This is a genomic window from Pseudoalteromonas sp. BSi20311, assembly GCF_000239875.1.
Taxonomy (GTDB): domain Bacteria; phylum Pseudomonadota; class Gammaproteobacteria; order Enterobacterales; family Alteromonadaceae; genus Pseudoalteromonas.
Genome location: NZ_BADU01000009.1, coordinates 1 through 25,057 on the forward strand (window position 1 = coordinate 1; position 25,057 = coordinate 25,057).

At 37.7% G+C, this 25,057-nt stretch carries 23 protein-coding genes and 2 pseudogenes; 12 read left to right on the forward strand and 13 right to left on the reverse strand.

What is annotated here, in order from left to right; all coding sequences use genetic code 11:
- A partial coding sequence (locus P20311_RS01130) for a DUF5677 domain-containing protein (protein ID WP_036984609.1) occupies positions 1-530 on the reverse strand: 530 nt, incomplete at its 3' end.
- A 225-nt stretch (positions 531-755) separates the two neighbouring features.
- Positions 756-1,319: a YSC84-related protein gene (locus P20311_RS01135; RefSeq protein ID WP_008108715.1), complete on the reverse strand. Its 564-nt coding sequence runs from the start codon at positions 1,317-1,319 to the stop codon at positions 756-758.
- Between the two features lie 140 nt (positions 1,320-1,459).
- On the opposite strand from P20311_RS01135, the gene P20311_RS01140 reads away from it, so the two are divergent.
- Positions 1,460-2,671: a tyrosine-type recombinase/integrase gene (locus P20311_RS01140; protein WP_008108719.1), complete on the forward strand. Its 1,212-nt coding sequence runs from the start codon at positions 1,460-1,462 to the stop codon at positions 2,669-2,671.
- A complete protein-coding gene (locus tag P20311_RS01145) occupies positions 2,671-3,870 on the forward strand; it encodes a sodium:proton antiporter (RefSeq protein WP_008108721.1) in 1,200 nt (399 codons plus the stop codon). Before P20311_RS01140 ends, P20311_RS01145 begins: the two co-directional genes overlap by 1 nt.
- A gap of 76 nt (positions 3,871-3,946) precedes the next feature.
- Here P20311_RS01145 and P20311_RS01150 read toward each other — a convergent pair whose 3' ends face one another.
- Positions 3,947-6,991, reverse strand: coding sequence for an FAD-binding and (Fe-S)-binding domain-containing protein (locus P20311_RS01150; RefSeq protein ID WP_008108723.1), 3,045 nt, complete (start codon positions 6,989-6,991; stop codon positions 3,947-3,949).
- A gap of 144 nt (positions 6,992-7,135) precedes the next feature.
- Between P20311_RS01150 and P20311_RS01155 the strand changes: the two genes are divergently transcribed.
- Positions 7,136-7,348: a PGPGW domain-containing protein gene (locus P20311_RS01155; protein WP_008108725.1), complete on the forward strand. Its 213-nt coding sequence runs from the start codon at positions 7,136-7,138 to the stop codon at positions 7,346-7,348.
- Between the two features lie 52 nt (positions 7,349-7,400).
- Here the strand turns inward: P20311_RS01155 and ppsA are convergent, their stop codons facing one another.
- Entirely contained in the window at positions 7,401-9,776 is a 2,376-nt protein-coding gene (gene ppsA / locus P20311_RS01160) for a phosphoenolpyruvate synthase (protein WP_008108727.1), read from the reverse strand.
- Between the two features lie 154 nt (positions 9,777-9,930).
- On the opposite strand from ppsA, the gene P20311_RS01165 reads away from it, so the two are divergent.
- Positions 9,931-10,740, forward strand: a complete 810-nt coding sequence (locus tag P20311_RS01165; RefSeq protein ID WP_008108730.1) for a pyruvate, water dikinase regulatory protein — start codon at positions 9,931-9,933, stop codon at positions 10,738-10,740.
- A 91-nt stretch (positions 10,741-10,831) separates the two neighbouring features.
- Here the strand turns inward: P20311_RS01165 and P20311_RS01170 are convergent, their stop codons facing one another.
- Complete coding sequence (locus P20311_RS01170; protein WP_193371755.1) at positions 10,832-12,181, reverse strand: class II 3-deoxy-7-phosphoheptulonate synthase; 1,350 nt, start codon at positions 12,179-12,181, stop codon at positions 10,832-10,834.
- Positions 12,182-12,702: 521 nt separating this feature from the next.
- On the opposite strand from P20311_RS01170, the gene P20311_RS01175 reads away from it, so the two are divergent.
- On the forward strand, positions 12,703-15,681 hold the full coding sequence (locus P20311_RS01175; RefSeq protein ID WP_274377835.1) for a Tn3 family transposase: 2,979 nt from the start codon (positions 12,703-12,705) through the stop codon (positions 15,679-15,681).
- A 74-nt stretch (positions 15,682-15,755) separates the two neighbouring features.
- Entirely contained in the window at positions 15,756-16,379 is a 624-nt protein-coding gene (locus tag P20311_RS01180; protein ID WP_008108736.1) for a recombinase family protein, read from the forward strand.
- A 95-nt stretch (positions 16,380-16,474) separates the two neighbouring features.
- Here the strand turns inward: P20311_RS01180 and P20311_RS01185 are convergent, their stop codons facing one another.
- From P20311_RS01185 to P20311_RS01210, 6 genes are read right to left on the reverse strand one after another with little or no spacing between them, the layout of a single operon-like run.
- Positions 16,475-17,290: an AraC family transcriptional regulator gene (locus tag P20311_RS01185; protein WP_008108739.1), complete on the reverse strand. Its 816-nt coding sequence runs from the start codon at positions 17,288-17,290 to the stop codon at positions 16,475-16,477.
- A gap of 30 nt (positions 17,291-17,320) precedes the next feature.
- Complete coding sequence (locus P20311_RS01190; protein WP_008108741.1) at positions 17,321-17,917, reverse strand: LysE family translocator; 597 nt, start codon at positions 17,915-17,917, stop codon at positions 17,321-17,323.
- A 15-nt stretch (positions 17,918-17,932) separates the two neighbouring features.
- Positions 17,933-18,547 (reverse strand): molybdopterin-dependent oxidoreductase, encoded by a 615-nt coding sequence (locus P20311_RS01195; RefSeq protein WP_008108742.1) that lies wholly within the window; start codon positions 18,545-18,547, stop codon positions 17,933-17,935.
- A 39-nt stretch (positions 18,548-18,586) separates the two neighbouring features.
- Positions 18,587-19,345 carry a formylglycine-generating enzyme family protein gene (locus P20311_RS01200; RefSeq protein ID WP_008108744.1) on the reverse strand — a complete coding sequence of 253 codons (759 nt, stop codon included), beginning with the start codon at positions 19,343-19,345 and terminating at the stop codon, positions 18,587-18,589.
- Positions 19,342-19,755, reverse strand: coding sequence for a DUF2000 domain-containing protein (locus P20311_RS01205; RefSeq protein ID WP_008108746.1), 414 nt, complete (start codon positions 19,753-19,755; stop codon positions 19,342-19,344). Before P20311_RS01205 ends, P20311_RS01200 begins: the two co-directional genes overlap by 4 nt.
- Positions 19,728-20,387 (reverse strand): hypothetical protein, encoded by a 660-nt coding sequence (locus P20311_RS01210; protein ID WP_008108748.1) that lies wholly within the window; start codon positions 20,385-20,387, stop codon positions 19,728-19,730. Before P20311_RS01210 ends, P20311_RS01205 begins: the two co-directional genes overlap by 28 nt.
- Before the next feature lie 242 nt (positions 20,388-20,629).
- Between P20311_RS01210 and istB the strand changes: the two are divergent.
- Positions 20,630-20,875 (forward strand): annotated as a pseudogene (gene istB / locus P20311_RS01215) (IS21-like element ISShfr5 family helper ATPase IstB); the annotation flags it as partial.
- 72 nt (positions 20,876-20,947) lie between these two features.
- Here the strand turns inward: istB and merB are convergent.
- Positions 20,948-21,583 carry an organomercurial lyase MerB gene (gene merB / locus P20311_RS01220; RefSeq protein ID WP_008108752.1) on the reverse strand — a complete coding sequence of 212 codons (636 nt, stop codon included), beginning with the start codon at positions 21,581-21,583 and terminating at the stop codon, positions 20,948-20,950.
- Positions 21,584-21,788: 205 nt separating this feature from the next.
- On the opposite strand from merB, the gene P20311_RS01225 reads away from it, so the two are divergent.
- The 5 genes and pseudogenes from P20311_RS01225 to P20311_RS01245 form a co-directional block, all read left to right on the forward strand.
- On the forward strand, positions 21,789-22,142 hold the full coding sequence (locus P20311_RS01225; RefSeq protein ID WP_007106067.1) for a mercuric transporter MerT family protein: 354 nt from the start codon (positions 21,789-21,791) through the stop codon (positions 22,140-22,142).
- A gap of 13 nt (positions 22,143-22,155) precedes the next feature.
- Positions 22,156-22,482: a heavy-metal-associated domain-containing protein gene (locus tag P20311_RS01230; protein WP_012517600.1), complete on the forward strand. Its 327-nt coding sequence runs from the start codon at positions 22,156-22,158 to the stop codon at positions 22,480-22,482.
- Positions 22,483-22,846: 364 nt separating this feature from the next.
- A complete protein-coding gene (locus P20311_RS01235) occupies positions 22,847-23,194 on the forward strand; it encodes a mercuric transporter MerT family protein (protein ID WP_007106065.1) in 348 nt (115 codons plus the stop codon).
- 99 nt (positions 23,195-23,293) lie between these two features.
- Positions 23,294-23,695 (forward strand): phosphoribosyl-AMP cyclohydrolase, encoded by a 402-nt coding sequence (gene hisI / locus P20311_RS01240; protein ID WP_007106064.1) that lies wholly within the window; start codon positions 23,294-23,296, stop codon positions 23,693-23,695.
- Positions 23,696-23,991: 296 nt separating this feature from the next.
- A pseudogene (locus P20311_RS01245) lies at positions 23,992-24,261 on the forward strand (MerR family transcriptional regulator); the annotation flags it as partial.
- A gap of 87 nt (positions 24,262-24,348) precedes the next feature.
- Here P20311_RS01245 and P20311_RS01250 read toward each other — a convergent pair.
- The coding region (locus P20311_RS01250) for a Tn3 family transposase (RefSeq protein WP_036984616.1) at positions 24,349-25,057 on the reverse strand (709 nt) is incomplete at its 5' end.

Here is a 25,057-nt window from a genome sequence, read left to right on the forward strand (position 1 = left end):
TCAACTATATTGTGGTCATAAAATTGAATTGCGCATTTTTCACCATTATCTTTTATAAACATTAATGTAGTAGATACTTCGTATAAAGTTCTCCACCTAGAAATCGCTGCGTCAGCAAAGCCATTATTTAATAGGGCTAAGATTTCTTTTGAAACTAAACATGCTCTTGCGTGAAGATTAAGTAAGACTGTAGTTAGAACAATTTCGTTTTCATAGTTTTTGTCTGGATTAAATGATGAAGCATTAACTTCACTCAACCAACAGGTAAATGATACATACCTTTCAAGCAAAGCAATTTGTAATTGCCAAATATCTTTATGTTTTTTATTGAAGTTAGAGAGCTGAGAAGAATTAAAGTTAACTAGAGAATCACCAACAAAAAAGAAATTAATTGCTTTTAACAAGTTTTGACTAGCTTGGGATGAAAAGTCCTTTACTTCTGATTTTGTAAAAGAACTATCAGAGCCATTTTTTAATAGCTCTTTATATAAATCTTCAACAGCAGTTTCGACAATATCTTTTGAATGCATAGAGTTCCTAAAATTAAAATTTCAGAAGTAATTAAAAATTTAAGTAATTAGTTTGATCGACTTATAATTGAAAGTTCAGTAATCAGTCTTATTGTAACACGTAATAATTAAATTATAATTGCAAAGCTTAAGTGCCCATAAATTACGTTATGTTAAGTTGCGTTATTTAAATTAAAGTGGGCGTAATCATAAAAACTAGCCCACTTATGATAGGGTTTTGATAGCTTAGTTTAGCTCAGAATCGACCCAAAATTTAGTGCCTTTTAAAACAGCTTGCAGTGCAAGGCCACTTTCGGTTAAAGAGTAAACAGTAACTTGGTCAGCAATAGCTTCGGCAACTAAAGCGCCACCTTTATCTTGGTATTTTGCAGCAGCATCGGCATTACCACCGAACGCCCAACCATGTTTAATAAATCTATTTAACGCTGCTTGATCGTGAAAAACCATCACAATATTGAAATCTTTAACACCTAAACCTAAGCCTAAACCAGCTTCGCCCATATTCATATAGGTAGATTTTCCGGTTAGGTTATTTTTTACTACACCGTACCCACCACCAAAACTGGCTAAAATAACGTTTACGTTGGCATTATCAAATACAGCATAACCGGCAGAGTTTGCAATTTGAGTTTTAACATCTGGTTTTTTTTCGTATAAAGCAGTTAATGTATTCGATTTCATACTTTGTACTAAAGCACGTTTTTCTCCAGGAGAAGCACTGCCTGTAGTAGCGCAACCTGTTAATAAAACGCTAATAACTAACATGCTCAACAGAAGTAATTTTTTCATGATTTTTCCTTTAATAAGGTATATGGTTAATAAATCTGCATTTAGCATAAATATCAAAATTTCGTTATGTCCAATACTAGACAGTATCGGACTTTAAGGTTAATCTATAAGTCTATTATTTTCTTATATATTTTACTATTATGCTTGTTGCTCTGGTCGATACATTAAAACAATTACGTTATCAAATAGCTCACCTTGAAGATAATACACTCCAATCAGAATATCCAGAACTAGCCTCTTTTATACAGCAAGTCAGCTTGACTGTAACTGAATCAAAGGCCGATCTTAACTTTTTATACCAGTTTTTATATGTTTATGGCCGAAAATCAGAAGCAACTTATAGTCGTTTTCGCAATGAATTAGAACGATTTTATTTGTGGTCATGGCTTATAGCTGAAAAATCAGTATTCGATTTAAAGCGTGAAGATATTGAGGCGTATGTTGATTTTATGGTCGAGCCGGACAAAAAGTGGGCATCAACTTCGGTGCAGTGGCGCTATAAAGATGAGCAAGGAGTACGTAGGTTAAACCAAAATTGGCGCCCTTTCATGCAAAAAGAATCTATTGCGAGTCAGCAAACATTATCCGCTATGTTTACTGCACTTAATGTATTTTACAAGTTCGCTATTTTAGAAGAAAAAACCTTCGCTAACTTTGTACCTGTGGTTAAGAAAAATAGCCCCTACTTGGTTGTACAATCACAAATACAAATTCCCGATACATTAAGCGATATTCAATGGGAATACGTATTTGGAGTAACGCGTGATCTGTGCGAACAAAAACCAGAGTATGAAAGAAACCTTTTTACCCTCGCCTGTTTAAAAGGATTATATTTACGTATATCAGAATTATCAGAACGTCCACAATGGTCACCTGTTATGTCTCATTTTTGGCAAGATAACGATGGCTTTTGGTTTTTACGTATAATGGGTAAGGGTAATAAATTACGAGATGTAACTTTAAGTGATGATTTTCTTGAGTATTTAAAACGTTATCGGTTATACCGTGGTTTACCTGCCCTGCCCCGGGTTGACGAATCCGACCCGTTAGTGCATAAAATTCGTGGCCAAGGTGGTATGACAGTAAGACAAATTCGACGTTTAGTACAACAAAGTTTTGATATTGCACAGCAGTCATTACTTGATGATGGGTTTAAAGATGACGCGGAACAATTAGAAGCGGCCACTGCACATTGGCTTCGACATACCGGTGCAACGCATGACGCACAAACTCGACCTTTAAAACATTTATCTGAAGATTTAGGTCACGCAAAAATAGCCACAACTGATCAAATATATATTCAAACAAATATTAAAGAACGGGCAAAGTCTGGAATAAAAAGGAAGATTTAATGGAATACTTAGTTATTGCTTTTATTGGTGCATTATTTTTAATTTATTCTATAACACTACGCCAATTAGAAAAAACAGAAATTACTGGGCCGATGTTTTTTGTTATAGGGGGGATGCTGCTAGCATTGATAGCTCCGAACGAAAGTGAAAATTTTAAAAATGGCTTACGGTTTTTACTGCCCTTTATCGAATTAACGCTCAGTATCTTTTTATTTACCGATGCAGCAAAGTCAAAATTAGGAGTATTAAGGCATAGTTTTCAATATCCTAGTTTACTTTTATTTGTTGCCTTACCTTTAACCCTATTACTCGGGGTTGCTACCGCGTTATTTTTATTTGCTGAGCTTTCATTAATTCAAGCAGCACTTATCGCAATTATATTAACCCCAACCGATGCGGCGTTAAGTAAGGGGTTATTAAGTAATACAAAAGTGCCTGAAAAAATACGCGAAGGTATTAATACTGAAAGTGGTTTAAACGATGGCTTATGTGTGCCTATATTTTTAATATTTATTCTGCTTGCAAAAAATCCTGAATCCGCAATTACTGCAACACAAACGTTAACTGTATTTGGTAGAGAATTGGGAGTTGCATTATTAATTGCATTCGCAGGTATTGCTGTTTTTATTCCGTGTTTAAACTTTGCAATGAAGCGACATTACTTTGCCCAAAACACTAGCCCGTTTTTACTATTGGGTTTTGCTATGGCTGTATTTTCACTTACGCAATATTTTCATGGCAGTGGATTTATTGCCGTATTTGTAGCTGGGCTTTTATTTGATAAATACGCGAGCACCAAAATAAACAAAGAGCTGATTGAAGACTCAGAGCATATAGCTGACTTTTCCTCTTTAATGATTTGGTGTTTATTCGGTTTTGTTTGTGCTTATTTAGTGATCCCGAAATTAAATACTGAAATAATAATTTATGGGCTACTTAGTACAACACTGATCAGAATAATTCCTGTTATGTTGTCACTGCAATTTACGTCATTAAAAATAAAAGAGCGTTTAACGTTTGCTTGGTTTGGGCCAAGGGGGTTGGCTTCAATTGTATTTACCTTAATGGTGATAGACACACAAATAGAAAATAAATTTCAAATTGCGACCATTGCTATGACCACAATTTTATTTAGTGTATTTATTCATGGTATTAGTACAAAACCGATTGCAGACAGTTTTGCTAAAAAAACTAAATAAATATAAACAAAAATAAAAAGGCGTAACTTAATAATAAGTTGCGCCTTTTTATTTTACAGCTTACTTAGTTAAATTATTAACTAAGTACTTTTGCCAGTAACTCTATTGGATGCTTAGGCTTAAATTTTTCATAACGTTTTACTTGGCTACGACATGAAAAGCCAGTTGATAAAAGTTGCTCAGGTTTATTTTTATCAACGATAGGTTTCCAACTCATTTCATAAAGTGCTTTGGAGTTTGCTTGGTTTTGTGCTTCATGACCATAAGTGCCGGCCATACCACAACACCCAGTATTTGTGGTGTTTAATGTTAAACCAAGTTCATCAAAAATATTTTTCCACACACTTGCTGCTTTTGGTAATGCAGTCGTTTCGGTACAGTGACTTAATAAGGTAAATTCAGTATTTATTTGTTTAGCTTTTAAAGCACTGAACGATTGTGTTTCTAACCATTCATGCGCAAGTTGCACATTAAAATCGCCACGGTTACTTTCTAAAATTGTATTATACTCATCGCGATAACACATCACTAACGACGCATCTAAACCAACTAGCGGTGCATTAATATCATTAAGCTGATTTAAAAACTCTGCAGCATTTTTTGCCGTTAGCTTAAATTCATGCAAAAAACCTTTCACGTGCTGAGGTTTGCCATTGGGTTTAAAGGGTAACAGCATTGGTTTTTTTCCAAGCTGAGTAATTAGTGTAAAAAAACTCTCAACCAATTCTGCTTCGTAAAAGCTGGTGAATGGGTCTTGAACAATGAGTACATAATCATTTTGCTCATCGGTACTTAGTTTTTTAAGTAATTCTAAATTAAATTTTTGCGCTTTGTTTACACGTTTGTTGAGTGCAGGAATACTTAGCTGAGGGGTATCAACATAGCCTACCGTTTTTTTAATGAGGCCACTAACTAATGATGTTTTTACAATTGGATTAATAACCCTAGCAAATTTTGCCATTAACGGTGCACTGTTTTCTATATTACCCACTAAGTAATCTTTGAGTGGGCGGGCATAATAACTGTGATAATAATTTAAAAAACGGGCACGGAAAGTTGGCACATCTACTTTTATTGGGCAAGCCGTAGTACACGCTTTACACGCTAAACATTCATCCATTGAGGCTTTTACTTCATGTGAAAAATCGTAAACGCCTTGTTTTTTCTCTCTGCTATGAACAAAGCGCTCCCACCAGGTAATGACTTCACCTTTGTTAAGTTCTTTTTCCACCTCAAGTAAATTAACTTCTTTTGACTCTTGAAGACGTAACCATTCACGCATTAGCCCTGCTCGACCTTTTGGCGAATTACGGCGATCACCGGTCACTTTGTATGACGGGCACATTGGCGAGTTTTCATCATAATTAAAACACAAGCCGTTACCATTACAGGTCATTGCATTGTTAAAACTGGTTTTAACATCAATAGATATTTGCTTGTCAAAGTAAGAACGGTTTTGCCCATCAACGCTAACTAGTGAGTCTTCACTTTCAAGCGGGGTACATATTTTTCCGGGGTTGATTTTATTATTTGGATCAAACGCCGATTTTATTTTTCGTAATTGCGTAAATAAATGCTCACCAAAAAATTCAGGACCGTATTCACTTCTATAGCCTTTACCGTGCTCGCCCCACATCAAACCACCGTATTTTGCGGTGAGTTTTACTACTTCATCTGAAATAGTGCGCAGTAATTTTTCTTGTTCTGGGTCGCACATATCTAGTGCCGGCCTAACATGTAAAACGCCAGCATCAACATGACCAAACATACCGTACTGTAAATTATAGCTATCAAGTAGCGCTCTAAATTCAACAATATAATCGGCCAAATTTTCTGGTGGAACGGCGGTGTCTTCTGCAAATGCGAGGGGTTTTTGGCTGCCTTTTACATTACCGAGTAAACCCACTGATTTTTTACGCATTGCATAAATTTTCAGTATATCACTTTTATCACTGGTTAACTGATAGCCAATAACGCCATTAGTTTGGTTAGCAACACACTCATCTAACAATTTGCACAAAGTGTCTACTTTGTTTTTTATGTCTTCTGGTGATACGGCATTAAACTCAACCATGTTGAGTCCTTGCATATCTTTATTAGCAACGTCGGTTATTAAGTCCGATACTGAATGCCAAATAATATCTTCGCGGGCAAGATTTAATACTTTGCTGTCAACGGTTTCAACTGAAGTTGCGCGGGCATCAACTAAAAATGGTGAATGGCGAAGCGCAGAATCAAAACTGTCATATTTTATATTTATGAGGGTTTTAAATTCTGCGATAGGTGTTAGGTTTAATTTTGCTTCAGTAACTATGCCTAAAGAGCCTTCTGATCCGGTTATTAAGCGGCTCATATCAAAAGTTTGTAAGTCTTCACTTAGCACATGCTCTAGGTCATAACCGGTTAAAAATCTATTTAACCGTGGAAATTTGGCTAATATAGCGTCGCGTTCATTAAGTGATATGTCTAATACTGTTTTGTAGAGTTTGCCAATTAAGGATTCCTGATCGGCAATTATTTTTGCTTTTTCAATGTCTATTGGACTGGTAGACATTGCAGTGCCATCAACTAAATAGGTGGTTAGCCCTAAAACATGGTCGCTGGTTTTGCCATAAACTAAGGAGCCTTGCCCCGATGCATCAGTACTGATCATGCCGCCAATAGTGGCGCGGTTACTAGTAGATAAATCGGGTGAAAAGAAAAATCCATACGGTTTTAAAAAGTCGTTAAGTTGATCTTTTATCACACCGGTTTGAACTCGTACCCAACCTTCTTCAACATTTATCTCGAGGATTTCACGCATATAACGTGATAAATCAACCACAATACCAGGCGTTAAAGATTGACCATTTGTTCCTGTGCCGCCACCGCGAGGACCAAAAGTTAACGATAAAAAAGGGTCTTGCGATGCTATTTGCAGAGCAACTTGAATGTCTTTTTCGCTTTTAGGAAAAATAACACCTTGCGGAAGCTGCTGGTAAATACTGTTATCAGTTGATGCTGTGAGTCTGGTTGCATAACTTGCGTCTGTATCTCCAGTAAACCCTTGATTTTTTATAGTATTTAAATAATTTGCGACAAGCTCGGTCGCGGCATCTTGTTGTGTAATAGTTGCTATCATGGCGGCGCTTATTAATGCATTTGTGTAATTATATCATGGCGATGGCTAATAGAAATTGAAGATTTTACAGTTTGTAACACTCTTTTTATCGATATATGAGCAGCTGCAATTATAATCAAGTTAAACGCCTACTATGAGGTTTATATGAAAAAACTACTAATGCAGATCAGCGGAACACTGTTTATTTTACTCGGATTATTGTTTGCTGTGGTGCCAGGGCCATCGTTAATATTTTTTATTGCAGGCTTATTCTGCTTTTCTATGTATTACCCTAAAGCAAGAGGGTATTTAACTTGGTGTCAAAAAGCACTGACTCGTTCATGTGCCTATTTAGATAAAAAATTAGCAAAAAATTAATTTTTAGTCATAAAAAATGCCAGCAGTTGCTGGCATTTTTTAACGAGGTAACTTACTTAGCAAGTTTGTCTGCTAAGTATAACCATGTTTCTAGTACTGTATCTGGGTTTAGCGAAACAGAGTCAATGCCCTGCTCTACTAACCATGCTGCAAAGTCTTCATGATCTGAAGGACCTTGACCACAAATACCTACATATTTACCTTTTTCTTTGGCTGTTTTAATAGCCATAGAAAGTAGCTTTTTGATTGCAGGATCACGCTCATCAAATAGGTGAGCAATTAAACCTGAGTCGCGATCAAGACCAAGCGTTAACTGTGTTAAATCGTTAGAACCGATAGAGAAACCATCGAAGTATTCTAAGAATTCTTCAGCCATTAATGCATTTGACGGAAGCTCACACATCATGATTACTTTAAGACCATTTTCGCCACGTTTAAGGCCATGTTCTTCAAGTAATTCAATAACGCGTTTACCTTCTTCAAGGGTACGTACGAATGGGATCATGATTTCGATGTTGGTCATATCCATGCTGTTTCTTACGCGTTTTATAGCTTCACACTCAAGTGCAAAACAATCACGGAAGTCTTCAGAGATATAACGTGCAGCGCCACGGAAACCAATCATTGGGTTTTCTTCTTCTGGCTCGTATTGCTGGCCGCCCACTAAGTTAGCATATTCGTTTGATTTAAAATCAGACATACGAACAATTACACGCTCTGGTGCAAACGCACAACCTAAGGTAGAAATACCTTCAACTAGTTTACCGATGTAGAATTCAACAGGTGATTCGTAACCGGCAATCATGTCTGTGATTTCTGCTTTTAATGCATCTGTTTGTGCATCAAAATTTAATAACGCTTTAGGGTGAACGCCAATCATACGGTTGATGATAAACTCAACGCGCGCAAGGCCAACACCTGAATGTGGTAAACGTGCAAAATCGAATGCGCGATCTGGGTTACCTACGTTCATCATCACTTTCATTGGAAGTTCAGGCATTTCGTCAACACGTGAAGTAAGTACTTCAAAGTCTAAAATACCTTCGTAGATGAAACCTGTATCGCCTTCGGCACATGATACAGTAACTTCTTGACCTGCTTTAATTAAGTCTGTTGCATTACCACAACCAACAACGGCTGGAATACCTAACTCACGTGCAATGATTGCAGCATGACATGTACGACCACCACGATTTGTAACAATCGCAGCCGCGCGTTTCATAATAGGTTCCCAGTCTGGGTCTGTCATGTCGGTAACTAAAATGTCACCTACTTGTACTTGGTCCATCTCTTTGATTGAATCAAGTACACGTACAACACCACTACCAATTTTATGACCAATTGCACGGCCTTCAACAACAACATTGCTGCTGCCATTTAGTTGGAAGCGTTCCATTACGTTTGTGTCTTCGTTTGAGCGAACAGTTTCTGGACGCGCTTGAACTATATATAGTTTGCCATCGTTACCATCTTTTGCCCATTCGATGTCCATTGGACGACCGTAATGCTTTTCAATGATTACAGCTTGTTTGGCAAGATCTTGCACTTCTTCATCTGTAATCGAAAATTTGTTTGAAAGTGCAGAGTCTACGTCAACAATTTCTACTTGTTTGCCATGAGCTTTGTCTTGAGAGTAAATCATTTGAATGGCTTTAGAGCCAATGTTACGACGTACTACAGCTGGCTTATTTTTAAGTAGCGTTGGTTTATGAACATAAAATTCATCTGGGTTAACCGCACCCTGTACAACCATTTCACCCAAACCATAGCTTGATGTGATAAACACTACATCTTCAAAGCCCGATTCAGTATCAATACTGAACATTACACCTGATGCTGATTTATCAGAGCGTACCATGCGTTGAATACCCGCTGATAACGCTACACCACGATGATCGTAGCCTTGGTGAACACGATAAGAAATAGCGCGGTCGTTAAATAACGAAGCGAATACGTGTTTAATAGCAGTCATTACAGAATCAATACCAACAACGTTTAAGAACGTTTCTTGTTGGCCTGCAAACGAGGCGTCTGGCATATCTTCAGCAGTAGCTGATGATCGAACAGCGAATGAAACATCTGCAGAAGCGTCACCATGAAGTTGGCTGTATGCATCGCGGATTGCTTTATCTAGACTAGGTTGGAATGGGGTATCGATAATCCACTGACGGATATCGGCGCCGACTTTGGCGAGTGTGTTTACATCATCAACATCAAGAGTATCTAAAATGTCGTGAATTTTTGCGTTGAGTCCTGATTGTTCTAAAAACTCGTTAAAAGCGTCTGAGGTAGTAGCAAAACCACCTGGGACTTGCACACCTGCGTTAGCTAAGTTTGAAATCATTTCACCAAGTGAGGCATTTTTACCACCAACTCGAGGAACATCTTGCATACCAAGCTCTTGATACCAGAGAACGTATTCTTGCACGGATCTTTCTCCAAAAAACAAATTGTAGTACTAACTGTGAGAGTTAAGAAAGAAAACCTTTTATAAAGGTCGCCCCCATTCTACACTGGCAAACGTCCTCACGTAAACCGTGATACACTTATTTTAAAATTAAATGTAATAAAAAAGAGGCTTTATGAGAACTGCGTTTTATATTTCAGATGGTACGGCAATCACATCTGAAGTGTTTGGTCATGCGACCTTGTCTTTATTTCCTGTCGAATTTAATCATAAAACAATTCCTTTTGTAGAAACCGAAGAAAAAGCGCATGAAATCAAAGCGCTTATTAACGCCACATCGTCTAAGCAAGGTGAGAAGCCTCTAGTGTTTTTTACTTTTGTGAATCATAAATTATCGGAAATTATTCGCTCTGCAGATGCTGTCTCGTATGACTTTTTAACAACCTATAGCGAAAAAATTGAAAGCGAATTAAACGTTGCCCCAGTACCTAAAGTACATAGAACCCATTCAATACACGAAAAAAGTTATGACTTTAGAATTGATGCAGTTAACTATGCTTTAATGAATGACGACGGCGGTAATATTAAAAACTTTGCTGAGGCTGATATTATTTTAGTTGGCGTTAGTCGAAGCGGTAAAACGCCAACAAGCCTCTATTTAGCCCTGCAATACGGTATTAAAGCGGCCAACTATCCGATCACAGAAGATGATTTAGAAAGCGAAGGGTTACCCAAGTGCTTAGTGCCTTATAAGCATAAACTGTTTGGTTTAACTATAGACCCTGAGAGACTGGCTGCGATCAGAGATAGACGAATGGCAAATTCAAAATATGCATCAATTAGACAGTGTCGTATTGAAGTGCGCGAAGTAGAAATGCTCTATAAGAAGCATAAAATTGCTCATTTAAATTCTACCCACCATTCGGTTGAAGAGATCTCAGCAAAAATCATTTCTGATACAGGTCTTGAGCGTCGTAAGTACTAACAAACTAACATGTGATTTAAGCATGTAATTACACACAGCACACAAAAAAGCCGCTAAATAATAGCGGCTTTTAACATATTAGGAAGGCGTATTACTTGCGAGCATCTTTTAAAAGGTCTGCAACTAAAAAGCCAAGCTCTAATACTTGATCGGCATTTAAGCGAGGGTCACATTGAGTTTTGTAACGCTGCGCTAAGTCATCATCTGATAAACCGTATGCACCACCGGTACATTCAGTAACATGTTGTCCGGTCATTTCTAAATGAACACCACCTGCGTATGAGCCTTCAGCTTTGTGAACAGCGAAGAACTGACTAATTTCGCGCATAATGTTATCAAAGCTGCGAGTTTTATAACCTGAGCTGGCTTTCTCTGTATTGCCATGCATTGGATCTGAGCTCCAAATTACCTTACGCCCTTCTTGCTGTACTTTGCGAACAAGCGCCGGTAGCTTCTCTGGTAATACATCTGCACCCATTCGTGTAATGAGCGTTAACCTGCCAGGAATGTTATCTGGGTTTAGTGCATCAATTAAACGGATAAGTTCGTCAGGATCCATACCTGGGCCAACTTTAACGCCTATTGGATTTTTAATGCCCTTAAAGAATTCAATATGAGCATGGTCTAACTGACGTGTGCGCTCACCAATCCAAACAAAGTGCGCTGAACAATCGTACCAGTCGCCTGATAAATGGTCTCTACGGGTTAATGCCTCTTCATAGCCTAGCAATAACGCTTCGTGTGATGTGTATAAATCTGTTTCTTTTAAGCTTGGCGCTATAGTTGAATTAATACCACATACTTCCATGAATTCTAAAGCGTCTTGAATTTTATCTGCCAGCTGTTGGTATTTTTCTTTTTGTGGATTAGCAGCAACAAAGCCCATGTTCCAACGGTTAACCTGATGTAAGTCAGCAAGCCCACCTTGTGCAAAAGCACGTAGTAGGTTGAGTGTTGCCGCACTGTGATGATACGCGGTCATTAAACGCTGAGGGTCTGGAATACGCGCTTCTTCAGTAAACTCAAAGTTATTTACTATATCACCACGGTAAGATGGTAACGAAACACCGTCTATTGTTTCTAAGTCGGCTGAGCGTGGCTTAGCGTATTGACCTGCCATACGTGCAATTTTTACAACTGGGCATTTACCGCCATAGGTTAGTACTACAGCCATTTGTAAAATGGTCTTAAATGTATCGCGAATATTTGCAGCGTTAAAGTCACTAAATGATTCTGCGCAGTCACCACCTTGAAGTAAAAATGCGCGGCCTTCACACACATCTTCAAGTTGTTTAAACAAACTTCTAGTCTCTTCTGCAAACACTAAAGGCGGTGCGCTTTTAAGCTGGCCTTCAACAGATTTTAATATGTCTTGATCTGGGTACTGTGGCTGCTGCAGTATTGGCAGTTCTCTCCAACTATTTGGGTTCCACGATTGCATGTTCATTCCTCATTCCTATTACCTGATGTATTGAAATTAACGTATGCAGCGTCCTTTGTTCAAGGACTAAATACACTATTTACCAATTATTTAGTTATTAGGTAAATATAAATAGGACTGCAAGCCCAGATTTGGCTGTTTTATTGATAATAAATTTTTAAATAAAAAAGCGTAAAGCATTAAAAAACAATAAGATATATAGTAAGAGTGGTATTTATTTAGCTTTGCTTGTAGCCACTTAGCTAAGCTGTTTAAGATAATGTTAAACGTAGGAACACATCATACTTAAATTACCTATACGTATTCTTAACTTTACAGTTAAAATTAAATATATCTGCCGTCAGTTATGTAGTTTCGAATATATATGCTAGCTGAGTAGTTCTGCTGGTTTATAGGGGTTTTGTGCCCATCCCCTCGAAATGAACCTTAAGATTATTTTCTGACCGATCATAAGTTATGATGATGAAAAATAATTATAAAGGTCAACCATCATCACTAATTCAGCCACTAAACGTATTCACATACTTAACGAATCCGAAATAAACGAACTTTACGCTCTACCTAACTTTAATCGTACAGACAGGGAAGACTATTTTTCACTGGATAATGAGACCCAAAAGCTCGTTAATGAGTTAAGACGATTAGAAACCAGAGTATATTTTATTCTGCTATTAGGGTATTTCAGATCACGGCCTATTACCTTTAACTTTTCGTTTGATGATGTTGTGGTTGATCTTGATTATGTTCGAAGTAAATATTTCAATGGCAAAGACATGCTATTAACTGATTTATCTCGAACAACAAAAACAAAGCTGGTTAGTAAATTACTTAAACATGTAGGTTTTTCAATTTACCAAAGCAAAATTAACAAAGCCCCATTAATTGGAAGATTAAATGATGTTGTAAAAATAAATTTAGAGCCTAGATATGTTTTCGATGAGTGCATTGCATATTTTGGTCAAAATAGAATAGCGCTAGCGGGTTACACAACGCTGCAAGATACTATATCAACGGTATTATCAAATGAACGCAATCGTATTGAAGTTGTTCTCAATGAAAATTTAACACTATCCACAAAAGCAACATTGCTGAAATTACTTGAATCAAATAATACCTTTACTGATTTAGCTAAATTAAAAAAGATGGCTAAAGACTTCTCGGCCAGTCAAATAGCACAAGAGTTGAAGACACATAAAATTATACGTTCACTTTATCCTGAAATTAAAGTGCTTATTACTGAACTGGAGCTATCCCCTAAAAACCTTGAATACTACGCGTCATTAGTTAAACACAAGACCGTTTATAAACTTAGAAGACACGATGACAGCCAAACTATTTTATATCTTGTTTGCTATTTATTTTTTAGGTACCGAGAAACCAATGACAATTTGGTTTCCGCTTTTATCTATATGATCAGAAAGTTAACTGAATCAGCTAAAGGCTATGCAAAACAACGCATTGTAGAAGATGTCACTATTGTTCGCACTAAATTAAAATCTGCGGGTAGTTTATTAAAGTATTTTATCGATGCCGACATGGACGATAACCTTAGCTTTGGTGATGTGCGTAAGAAAGCCTTTGAACTTATTCCCGCAGAGAGTATTAAGTTACTAAGTGATCATCTAGATAACAATGACTTTGATGGCCGTCAATATGAATGGCAATTTATCGATAAACAATCGAGTAAAATTAAAAAACTTATCCGCTCACTCTTCTTGTCTATTGATATCGAGTTCATTCACCTAAAAGATGAATTACGCGAACAATACACCACAGCTCACGAAGAATTAGGGGCGTTCAAAACGATAAAAACAATTAACATCAATGTGGTACCTAAAAGTGACCGAGAATATTTCGAAGGCGATAATACCAAATTAATTGCTAATCGGTTTGAGTACTTTCTTTACCGAAAAGCAGAACAGCTATTTCATAGCAACAGCCTGACCGTTAAAGAGAGTGTTAATAATAGAAGCTTAACTTCTGACTTAATCCAACCTAAAGAATGGGAGAAAAAGGCTGAAATAATTGAAAATACAGGACTTGATAAGTTGAGTGCTTCCATTAATCAAACATTAACGGATAAGAGTCAACAGCTAGAAGCTAAGCTGAAGGAAGTAAGTGAACACATTTTTAATGGCGACAATAAGTATGTTGAATTTATTCCTGGCAAGGCCGAACTTAAGTGGTCTATTCCTAATAAACGATGGCAAGAAACTATCGACAATCCACTTTATAGTCAAATTCAACATATGGGTATTGTTGAACTCATGCTATTTGTTGATCAAAAAACAGACTTTTTAAAATCATTCACTCACATTTCAGTTAACAAAGAAAAAGCACCGGCTAATAAGGAGGATTTGATCGCTTGCATCTTAGCTAATGGCACCAATTACGGTTTATATAAAATGGCGAATATTTCCGACCGTTCCATGGGTAAATTACGCAGTGTCGATGATAGTTATATTCGATATGAGACATTAACACAGTCGAATGTTCAGGTTTCCAATGCAATAGCCACGTTACCAATATTTGCCTATTACCATGTCGACGATAACCAATTGTTTTCAAGTATTGATGGTCAAAAATTTGAGTGCCGCATTAATATCTTTAAGGCGCGTTATTCATCTAAATATTTTTCTAAAGGTAAAGGCGTTTCGGCGCTTACATTAGTTTCAAACCATGTTCCAGTGAGTACGCAAGTGATTGGTGCTAATGAGTATGAAGGTCATTTTGCTTTCGATTTACTTTATAATAATTCATCAGACATACAGCCAAGTACGTTATCCACTGATACGCATGGTACCAACAATGTCAACTTCGCTATTTTGGACTTCTTTGGCTATACGTTCGCCCCTCGATACGCAAAAATGAAAAAAATATTTTTTAATTTATTTGAAGTGTCTGAAGAAGATGGTGGACGTATTCAATTGATAAAAGAAATCAATCATAAACTCATTACTGAAGAGTGGGATGACATTCAACATATCTTGTGTTCATTGAGCCGAAAGACTACCACACAAAGCACTATCATTAGAAAGTTGAGTAATGGCAAGAGTCGCACATTGGCAGCCATTCATGAATACGACCGTTTGATAAAATCAATTTATGTTTTGGAATACGTTGATAATTCCACGCTACGCCATTATGTTCAGCAAGCCTTGAACAGAGGTGAAGCGTACCACCAATTAAAACGAGCTATAACTTCCGTTAATGGTAATAAATTTCGTGGCGGTAATGATTACCAAGTATCACAATGGAACGACTGCGCCCGACTTATTTCAAACTGTATTATTTATTATAATTCTGCGTTACTGTCGGCATTTCTGCAAATTCAAGAAAAGAATGGTAGGCAAGACGTTGTTGATATTATTTCAAGATTATCACCTGTCGCTTGGCAGCATATAAATTTGAATGGTGAATATGCCTTTAATAAAGACCGTAAGGAAATTGATTTAATCGGTTTACTAAATGGTATTGAAACACTTGATAGTATCAATTGAAAACCAAAATAACGGTTATCATAAAGTATACTTTATGATAACTACATTTGACTATTATCAAAAGTGCTCTCATAATGTTTTTATCAAAATATCTTAAAGTATACGATAAAAAATTGTCAAAAATTGGATACGCAAGAGTAAGCTCAACAGGTCAAAGTTTAGAAGTTCAACTTGATAAGTTAAATCAAGTTGGCTGCGATAAAATTTATCATGAAAAGCAAAGTGGTAAAACAGCGGCTCGACCAGAGTTTCAAAAGTGCATGAATTATCTTCGGGAAGGAGATACTCTCGTTATCACCAGATTAGATCGCCTTGCGCGTTCCGTTATTCATTTATCACAAGTTGCTGAACGCTTTCAGGCAGAAAATATTGACCTAGTGGTAATTGACCAATCAATTGACACTGCCACTCCCACTGGTCGTTTAATGTTTAACATGCTAGCGGCAATCGCAGAGTTTGAAACAGATTTACGCTCTGAGCGACAACTAGAAGGTATTGTTAAAGCGAAAGAGCACGGAGTTAAATTTGGTAGGCCAACAAAAAGAACCGATGAAATAGATTTAGAAATTTATAATAAAAGGCAAGAAGGCGTCTCTATTGGTCAATTGGCAAAAGATTATGACTTAGGCTCGGCTACGATTTATAGAATATTGAATGATGTTCTTGAAAAAACACCAACTGATACAACGAAATTATAAAGCTTGACCTAATTTATTATTTATTTCAGATAGTTTAACTTTAAACTTCTAATGCCGATTCGAGGGGATGGGCACGCCCCCCTAATAGACTAAATTCACGCAAAGCAATCTTTATATTGTTTTGGCGTTGCCGCGACTATTTGTTTAAAGTTTCGATGAAAATGACTTTGATCCGTAAAACCTAGATCTACAGCTACTGAGGCTATATCAGTACCATAACGCAATAGTGTTTTTGCTTTATTGATCCTTCTTGCTAGTTGATAAGCGTGTGGTGTCATTCCAAACTCCTTTCTAAAAGCATGGATTAAATAATAATTACTTAGTCCAGCAGCACAGGCTATATTATCTATTTTAATATTCTGCTCGCAATTATCAGCAATATAATCTCTGGCAAATGCTAAAGCGCTGTGCTCTGATTTTTTTATTATCGTTTCTTTTCCTTGATCGCCTTTAATTAAGCAAGCAAAAAATGATATCAATGATTGTTCTTTGTGTAATTGACTAGAATTACTTACTAAAATATTAAATAACCACTTGAAGTGAAGAAATGTTTGTTGGTTTTTTAAATGATGTTGATGAAATGGCATGAACTCTTTTGTAGTTGTATCCAATACCTCATTTTGTATGCAATGTAACCACTGAGGATTAACAAACAGCATTTTATAATTCCAAGTATAACCATCTTTAGGGTTACAAGAATGAACATCACTTGGGTTAATAATGACTATTGAGCCATTTCCTATTTCTTCTTTTTTTCCTGTGTTAAAATATTCACTAACGCCTTTCTCGACAATACCAACGGAAAATTCTTCATGGGTATGCTTTTTATAACAGGCTTCTGAATTATCAGCACTTCTAGCTTCTATAGGGAGTCCTATAGAATGATAAAATAAAGGCTTTCCGCTATTCATATTTACACTTATCTTCTTGTAAGTAGTAATCTAATATATCAGCAAATAAATAACCGTACTTGCTAATATACAACCCATGATTAAATTAAAAAGCTTATAATGTTCAGGATGTGACAACAATTTTTTAATAGTTACACCCATCACTGCCCATACTGATATTGATAGAAAGCATACCACAAAGAACACTAAGCTAAATAATAATATCGAAGATGTATTATTTTCGCCATTCGATGAAAACACTGTAACACCTGAAACGGCTACTATCCATGCTTTCGGGTTTAACCATTGGCAAAGTAATCCCTCTAATATGGTGGGTGGAGTAGCTTGATTTTCTTCATTAACTTTATTTATAGGAGCAAATGCAATTTTATAAGACATGTATAATAAGAAAGCCGCCCCTATATAACTTAAGTAATTCATAATTTCAGGGTTTTCATGAAATACTTCTATAGCACCAACGCCCAGAAGTAATAAAATACTGGTAAAACCTATTGTAGCGCCTGTTATATGGTATAAAGTTTTATTGAAACCAAAGTTAGCCCCAGAAGATGTTGCTACTATATTTACTGGGCCTGGGGATATTGACGTAACAAATGCAAATAACGCCATAGCTATAAGTGATGACATAATAGTCCTATAATATTAAAAATCAGTTACTTCCGCACCTTCAATAAAACGGTGCTCTTGTAAGTCGACAATTCGATATCTTTTAGGTTTTACTTTACCTTCTTTACAATAGCCAGCCATTTTCTCCCAATGACCAGTCTCAAACTCATTCGTAATGTGCAGTTCACTTAGTCCTTTTATTCCTTTATAACGGTACAAACCGAAATCAATTAAGCGTACTGGATAACCTTCTTCTAGAGATAAAGGTTGACCATCAACATCGAAAACCAACATAGTTTTTCTCTCAAAAGCATCATCGATACGGATAGTTGAATCATATTTTCCTTTGTCAGCTGTGCCTATACTAATTTGCTTAAGAAATTTACCCTTAAATTGACTTTCTTTGATTTTTAAATATTTAAATAGATCTTCTAAATAAATTCCTGTCCAAGTTCGACGAATGCTCCAATTACAAACGCATACAACCCTACGGTTTTCTATTCGCTGAGTAATAGATCTTAGTTCATTGTAATTAATTTTAATTGGTTTTTCTTGCTCAGGTCTAAATATATTCAAAGTCCATTTACTTAAATCAACTGACGATGGAACCCCTTCTTGGTAATACCGTAATGAGGACGGTTTTTTTTTCAATCCAAGGCGTTTTAGGTATAATATTATTCATTTCAAATTTTACTCACTATCTTTTGCTAATAACTTCACACAACGAAATCCCACAATATTATCTCTTACAGTTGGAGGATATGGATCTCTGCTGCTACAGCGCATATATTCACTATCATGTAAGCCTGATCCTCCTCGTGTAACAAAGTCATCTGTATTACTACTCTTATATAATGGATTTATACCACTTTGATCCCAGTTATAATTAGGGGAATAATTATCTTGGCACCATTCTGCTAAGTTTCCAGCCATATCGATACAACCAAAGGGTGATCTATTTTGTATATGAGCATGCCAAGGTGTCGAACGCCGATTTAATTCCGCTGGCTCACAATCAGGATAAAAATTTGCTAGTAATAGTGATGCTTCAGCATTCCCCCAAGGATATTTGCGATTATCGTTTCCTTTCGCTGCAAACTCCCATTGAGCTTCGGTAGGTAAACTTTTACCTACAAATTTTGCATATGCAACAGCTTCATACCAACTAATACCTGTTACAGGTTGATCTGCTTGGTTCCAATTCGGATCATTCCAGTATAGAGGTTCATTGATGCTCAATTTTGAAATAAACTCCAAACCTTCTGAACTCCATAAATCAGCTTCTTGATAACCTCCTTGCTCAATGAAAGTTTGAAAGTCTTCATTTGTGACTGGTTTAACATCCATAAAAAATGGATCTAATTTAACTTGCATGAGTGGCATTTCATCTGGAGAGTCTAACGAACCACGTGTAAATTCTTCTCCAGAAATTAAAGTCATATTTATCATTTAAGCAATCCTAAGTTTCCAGTAAACTTGTTAACAATTTTTTTGTTACCGTAGATAACTATTCCTAAATATTCTAAGCTCATTGCTGTAACTTCTGATAAGCGATTAGAATAATCTTCATAATTTTTGGTCATTTGTGCCGCATGATTAAAATCAATAACAATTAAGTCTGGTTCGTACTCCCTAAGTTGTTGACGCAGACTTGACAATGAACTTCCATCGCCCGTTAATATCGGGATAGGTATAGTGGTTATGCCCTTATGAACTTTACCATCATAATCATTAATATCATCACCTATAAGTTCCGGTTTTAATTTCCCTAAAGACAGTGTTAATATAGCAGCCGTATTAGCAATAAGTCCTATAGGTAAATTTTTATCAATTATAATTGCACAGCGCTCAATAGACATTGCTTATGCTCCTTTAAATTTATATTAGTTTTGACAAATACAACCCACGTCATTTCAATAATTAGTGGGAGTGAAATTATTTCTAAGTTGGAATGTTTAGCGGCTATTTCATTGGATAAACAACAATCATATAATCCATTACTGACATCCTGAGCACCTTTACTGGTGGCTTCGGTATAATGAACTTCAATTTTATCTTCCGAAAATTCATAGCCATTGTTTTGCATTGAAGAAATGACATCGTTTAATCGTGATGCGGGGGCATTATGAGTTACTATAGAGATTCGTTTTTTATTCTCTAACTTTCTTTTTAATTCATCTTTACTGCGAGAACAAATAAAATAATGCGGAGGGCTAAAGAAAAAAGAACCCATTAGTGTTGTTTTTGGATTCATATAGAAATAATCTGAATCCCGATATGCATTAGCAACTAAAAGAGCACAGTCGGTATGATTTTCAGTATAAGCGGACGCTAGTTCAAAGCTGCTAAATAAATGTATCTTAAGCTTCCTACCTAGTAGTATTTCCATATGAAGAGCTGCTGCCTCGCTACTTGAACCAACAGGTCCGAGTGTTGAAATACAGGTAATGGATTCATTGTTACGTAGCCAAAATCCGTGTTCAGTAATCATCTTATCGAAATTCCCTTCAAGCTTTAATTTATCTAGAGTAATAAGTTAAAGCTAATGGTTAGATGATTATTGTATAAAACTGCTTTTTTGAAAGTAATTTTAAATTGATAAGTATATGGATAAGTTTAGTTTTTTGAGTGGTGATAATGGTTTCCTCTAATTTTTTTCATTATCATACATTAATTTATTGTTCAAAAAACAGGCTTAAGGTTAATTTCGAGGGGATGGGCGCAAAACCCCGATTAGAGCCATTAACGGCTCAACAACGGAGTGATTTACTGGAATTAATTGATGCAAGATATGATACAAAATCGACCTTAATAGCGAGTCAATTACCGATAGAAAATTGGTATGAAATGATCGGAGAATCGACACACGCGGATGCGATTCTAGATAGGCTTGTGCACGGGGCGATAAAGTTGGAATTAAAAGGCGAGTCGATGCGAAAAAAACTAAATTTCTTGACTGATGCCGATCACTCAAGTTAGATTTTACTGAGGTCTACTGACAGACAAAAAAGTGATCGGCTTGAATGGTATTGAGCGATCGGCATCATGGTATTACGCAGTCTGCAGCAGATGTCGATTAAGCTCTTGGCCCAAGCGGAAGCCATCTTGGACGCTTACGATCTCCACTCCTTCATGCTTGGAGGCCCAATCTTTCGCCGTCACGGCCGATGCAAAGAAATGGACGTGGCAACAGAATGACCGACGAATGTCCGCTGTTTCCTGCGGCAGTACCAACGACACTGCGGCGTCGGTCGGTGCGATATCCCGGATTTCGTTCGGCGAAACCGTGAGGGAAACTGGCGCCCCGGTTGCAGCGCAATGCGACGTCACGCGCGCCGTCTGGCCGATGAGGGCCGGAAGCATCAGAGTGTCCAGTGCGCACCAAGCGTATAGACGGCGGCCGTCAATCTCAAAGATATGCGAAGTCTCGCGCAAGGTGAGGACATAACCAACAATATTCCCATCACTATCGTACTCGGTACTAGTCGTCCGTTCGAGTACCGCATTCACTTGCTGAGCAGGCCAGTCGAGAGACTTGGCAAGCGTCGTTCGTGAAACTGGACGCCCCTTGGCAAGCTCACGCAGCAGCACGACGAACAGTTCCCCGAAGCCTTGGGGCTGATTGGCTGGCGTCAGACTTTCTGCAATCTTGGTGATGTAGCGGGTATGTTTCATACTAATTTTCATACTAATTTCCTTTAAGAATGGTTAAGTTTGATTGTTACAAACGTGCGTGAATATAAACTCGGTACCACGGTACTGAGTCAAGTATCCCAGAGCATTAAAATAGAAAAAGGTCACTCTGGCAGTGAACTTTCAACCCAAATAATTGACTAAGAACCTACAAAGCTGTACCAATCTTACTGAAGGAAATAACGATGGAATTCTATTTATGATACAACGCAGTGAATCCAAAAAGTCACTTTTGGTAGCCAGTCTAACTGCAATAGGCGCTTCAGTTTGTTGTGTTGGCCCATTGGTTTTGCTGACGTTAGGTGTTGGTGGAAGCTGGGCGAGTACCTTGACTGCGTTTGAGCCCGTACGACCTATATTTATTTTGATAACGCTTGGTTTGTTAGTGTGGACGTTCAGAAAACTATATATCGCACCACGTCAATGTAATGAAGGTGAGCTATGTGCAATTCCGAGAGTACAGCGGAATCAACGTATTATTTTTTGGGTCGTGTCAGTACTAATTATGCTGTTGCTGACTTTCCCCTACTATGCAGAATTTATTATCACTTAACTTGGAGATTTTTATGATGAAGATAACGACTGATTTCGTACGGTACCTTAATATTTTTATATTTGCCGTTCTTCTTGGGACGTCTTTCAATGCCGCTCAGGCAGAGGAAAGTGTTAGTACGGACGTTAGAACTGCAACATTAGCGGTTGAAAATATGACCTGTGCCATGTGCCCAATTACAGTGAAAAAGTCATTAACCAATTTAGAGGGCGTAATAGATGCCGACGTGAATTTTGACCATAAAACGGCGAAGGTTGTCTATCATGAGAATAGTGTCAGTATTGAACAGCTAACCAAAGCGACAACAAATGTAGGCTACCCCTCGGTCGTATCAAAATAATAGGAGTTCCGTGAAAATAGGAAGGTTAAGAGAGGCATTGCTTTTTTCATGATCTCTATTAAAGCAACCTCGGCATTTTAGGTCGATGTGTACATTTGCATGACTTATGAATTTGAATTTCTTGCCACGTGAGTATGGGTAATAAAATTCTGCCGGCAGTAGCACCGTCCAAAGCAGAAGACTTCAAACGCATTACAAAGGCACTTGAAGTCTTTATTTGTAATAATATAATCTCAGCTAGAAGCAATTTGTTCCTCGTTCCCTTCACAGTACTAACTTGAACCCCAATCACCAAAACACTTGACAGCGTACATTAGTACGGCATTTAGACTTTCTCCATCAACTAACACTCGAGGAGTAAGTTATGTCCCAAAAAGAAACAAGTCTACCACTTATTGGCGGATTTATTGCTGCCGTAGGCGCAGGCATTTGCTGTGCAGGACCACTCATTTTACTCATGCTGGGTGTCAGTGGTTCCTGGATTGGCAGTCTAACGTTCTTTGAACCATACCGGCCCATCTTTATCCTGTTCGTTATATTATTACTTGGTTTTGCAGGATGGAAAGTCTATCGCCCTGTTGAGGATTGCAACCCAGGTGATGCATGTGCCGTGCCTCAAGTTCGCAAGCGTCGACAGTATATTTTTTGGTTAACCGTATTATTTGCCATAGTGTTAGTGACTAGTAACTATTGGGTTGTCTTGCTTGCCTAATAAAAATTGCACAGCAAGCAATGTACTTTGAGAGCCGAGAGAGATACTCGCGCAACTTCTCTTGCTGGCCACTTTTAAGAACGCACACGAGTAAGTAGTATGAAACACTGGTTTAAATCCATTGAAAACGATGTGGCTGGTACGAGCTATTCCTTAGACAAGGTGATAGCAGAGCTAAACTTTGATGCCGATGGGCTCATTCCTGTGATTGCTCAAGATGAGAAGTCAATGAAGGTACTTATGTTTGCCTGGATGAGCAAAGAGTCTTTAGATGAAACACTGAGAACAGGGAAAATGTGCTACTGGTCACGTTCAAGACAAGGCTTGTGGCGAAAAGGTAGCAGCTCTGGCCACTCGCAAACCGTGAAATCCATTGCAGCCGATTGCGATGGCGATGTTCTTCTCGCCGAAGTAAGCCAAGTTGGGTTTGCATGCCATACAAGGCGCCATAGCTGTTTCTATCTAAGGTTTTGGGAAGATAAGGTGACACTGATCGAGTAGTAAGCCCTACAGGGTTTAATTTAGTCACTTTTAATGTGGTGATAGCTCACATTGAGCATCATTGGAACAACCAATAATTTTCCTAACTAATCAGAAGCCCCAGAATTTAGTACTTTTCATTGAGGGAAAACAGATATCGGTCTAACTAACACCTGCCTAGTTTTCTCTTTCAAATACCGGTTAACAAGGACTAAGCTATATAGTGGGAGGTCAATTGTCGACAATAATACCATCCAAGATTTTTGTGGGTGTAAAAATAGCTCATAGGTACCGTTTGTGAAAAGAGGAGGTGAAAAATGACACGAAGTATCAGCAAAGTTGCCAAAGAGCTCGATATAAACGTTGAAACAGTTCGATTTTATGAGCGTAGAGGCTTAATTCTGCAACCGACTAAACCCGAAGTGGGATACCGCCACTATCCCGATGACACAGTGAGTCGAATTCGCTTTATCAAACGCGCACAAGTGCTTGGATTTACGCTAGATGAAATTGCCAACCTCTTGAGTTTGAATGATCACCCATGTGGACAGGTTCAAGAGCTTGCAGAATATAAGTTGAGCACCGTGGGGTTCTAGGGATTTTCCCCTCTAAAGTAACATAAATCGCCACAACCCTCGCAGTTAATGGCTTGTGGAGCTGGGTTACCTTTCATTTTAGACTTCATTTTCAACAATAGGCCTAGTTATTTCCTGTAAATCAGGTAGTTTGCGGTTACTAGCGAACTGATAAGTGCCGCTCAGATTAATGTTCTGCCATGCAACGGGTGATACTTGTCGAGTTATTGCTGCTTTTTCCTCGTCACCAACTTCTTCAAAGTGCAGTAATAGATGACTTAGGATCATCGAGTTAAAGTAGATAATAGCATTTGCCGTCAAACGGGCACACTCGTTCCAGACGACTATTTCTGATTCGTTTTTTCCACGGAACTGGTCACGATTGACCGATGCAATAGCTCGCCTGAGGAAATGCCAGGCTTCGCCTCGGTTCAGTGCTCGTTGAACATATTGGCGCAGACTTGCATCATCAATATAATCAAGTAAATATTGGGCTTTGATGAGCCTATTATATTCCGTTAATGCTTGTAATATAGGGTGTCTAGATGGATAACCAGATAATTTGCGTACTAGCAATGCCTGTGTTGTGCGTTTTTCTTGAAGGGATAACACAATACGCTGAATATCCTGCCAGCCTTCTTCAATCACATTCATTTTTATCGGCTTTTTCAGCGCCAGATGCGTGTTTCCGTCGTCGCTTTCAGTTACGTTAAATAGGTCATTGATCACACTGGTGAACTGAGCATACCTAGGCGCAAAACTATAACCGCATAAATCCAATAAGGCATAATTAACATGATTAACACCA

What these genes read in the sequence shown, in the direction of transcription:
- P20311_RS01135 (WP_008108715.1), bottom strand. Translation starts at nt 1,319, where the DNA reads ATGAAAAAATTACTTCTGTTGAGCATGTTAGTTATTAGCGTTTTATTA.
- P20311_RS01140 (WP_008108719.1), top strand. Translation starts at nt 1,460, where the DNA reads ATGCTTGTTGCTCTGGTCGATACATTAAAACAATTACGTTATCAAATA.
- P20311_RS01145 (WP_008108721.1), top strand. Translation starts at nt 2,671, where the DNA reads ATGGAATACTTAGTTATTGCTTTTATTGGTGCATTATTTTTAATTTAT.
- P20311_RS01150 (WP_008108723.1), bottom strand. Translation starts at nt 6,991, where the DNA reads ATGATAGCAACTATTACACAACAAGATGCCGCGACCGAGCTTGTCGCA.
- P20311_RS01155 (WP_008108725.1), top strand. Translation starts at nt 7,136, where the DNA reads ATGAAAAAACTACTAATGCAGATCAGCGGAACACTGTTTATTTTACTC.
- P20311_RS01165 (WP_008108730.1), top strand. Translation starts at nt 9,931, where the DNA reads ATGAGAACTGCGTTTTATATTTCAGATGGTACGGCAATCACATCTGAA.
- P20311_RS01170 (WP_193371755.1), bottom strand. Translation starts at nt 12,181, where the DNA reads ATGCAATCGTGGAACCCAAATAGTTGGAGAGAACTGCCAATACTGCAG.
- P20311_RS01180 (WP_008108736.1), top strand. Translation starts at nt 15,756, where the DNA reads ATGTTTTTATCAAAATATCTTAAAGTATACGATAAAAAATTGTCAAAA.
- P20311_RS01185 (WP_008108739.1), bottom strand. Translation starts at nt 17,290, where the DNA reads ATGAATAGCGGAAAGCCTTTATTTTATCATTCTATAGGACTCCCTATA.
- P20311_RS01190 (WP_008108741.1), bottom strand. Translation starts at nt 17,917, where the DNA reads ATGTCATCACTTATAGCTATGGCGTTATTTGCATTTGTTACGTCAATA.
- P20311_RS01200 (WP_008108744.1), bottom strand. Translation starts at nt 19,345, where the DNA reads ATGATAAATATGACTTTAATTTCTGGAGAAGAATTTACACGTGGTTCG.
- P20311_RS01205 (WP_008108746.1), bottom strand. Translation starts at nt 19,755, where the DNA reads ATGTCTATTGAGCGCTGTGCAATTATAATTGATAAAAATTTACCTATA.
- P20311_RS01210 (WP_008108748.1), bottom strand. Translation starts at nt 20,387, where the DNA reads ATGATTACTGAACACGGATTTTGGCTACGTAACAATGAATCCATTACC.
- merB (WP_008108752.1), bottom strand. Translation starts at nt 21,583, where the DNA reads ATGAAAATTAGTATGAAACATACCCGCTACATCACCAAGATTGCAGAA.
- P20311_RS01225 (WP_007106067.1), top strand. Translation starts at nt 21,789, where the DNA reads ATGATACAACGCAGTGAATCCAAAAAGTCACTTTTGGTAGCCAGTCTA.
- P20311_RS01230 (WP_012517600.1), top strand. Translation starts at nt 22,156, where the DNA reads ATGATGAAGATAACGACTGATTTCGTACGGTACCTTAATATTTTTATA.
- P20311_RS01235 (WP_007106065.1), top strand. Translation starts at nt 22,847, where the DNA reads ATGTCCCAAAAAGAAACAAGTCTACCACTTATTGGCGGATTTATTGCT.
- hisI (WP_007106064.1), top strand. Translation starts at nt 23,294, where the DNA reads ATGAAACACTGGTTTAAATCCATTGAAAACGATGTGGCTGGTACGAGC.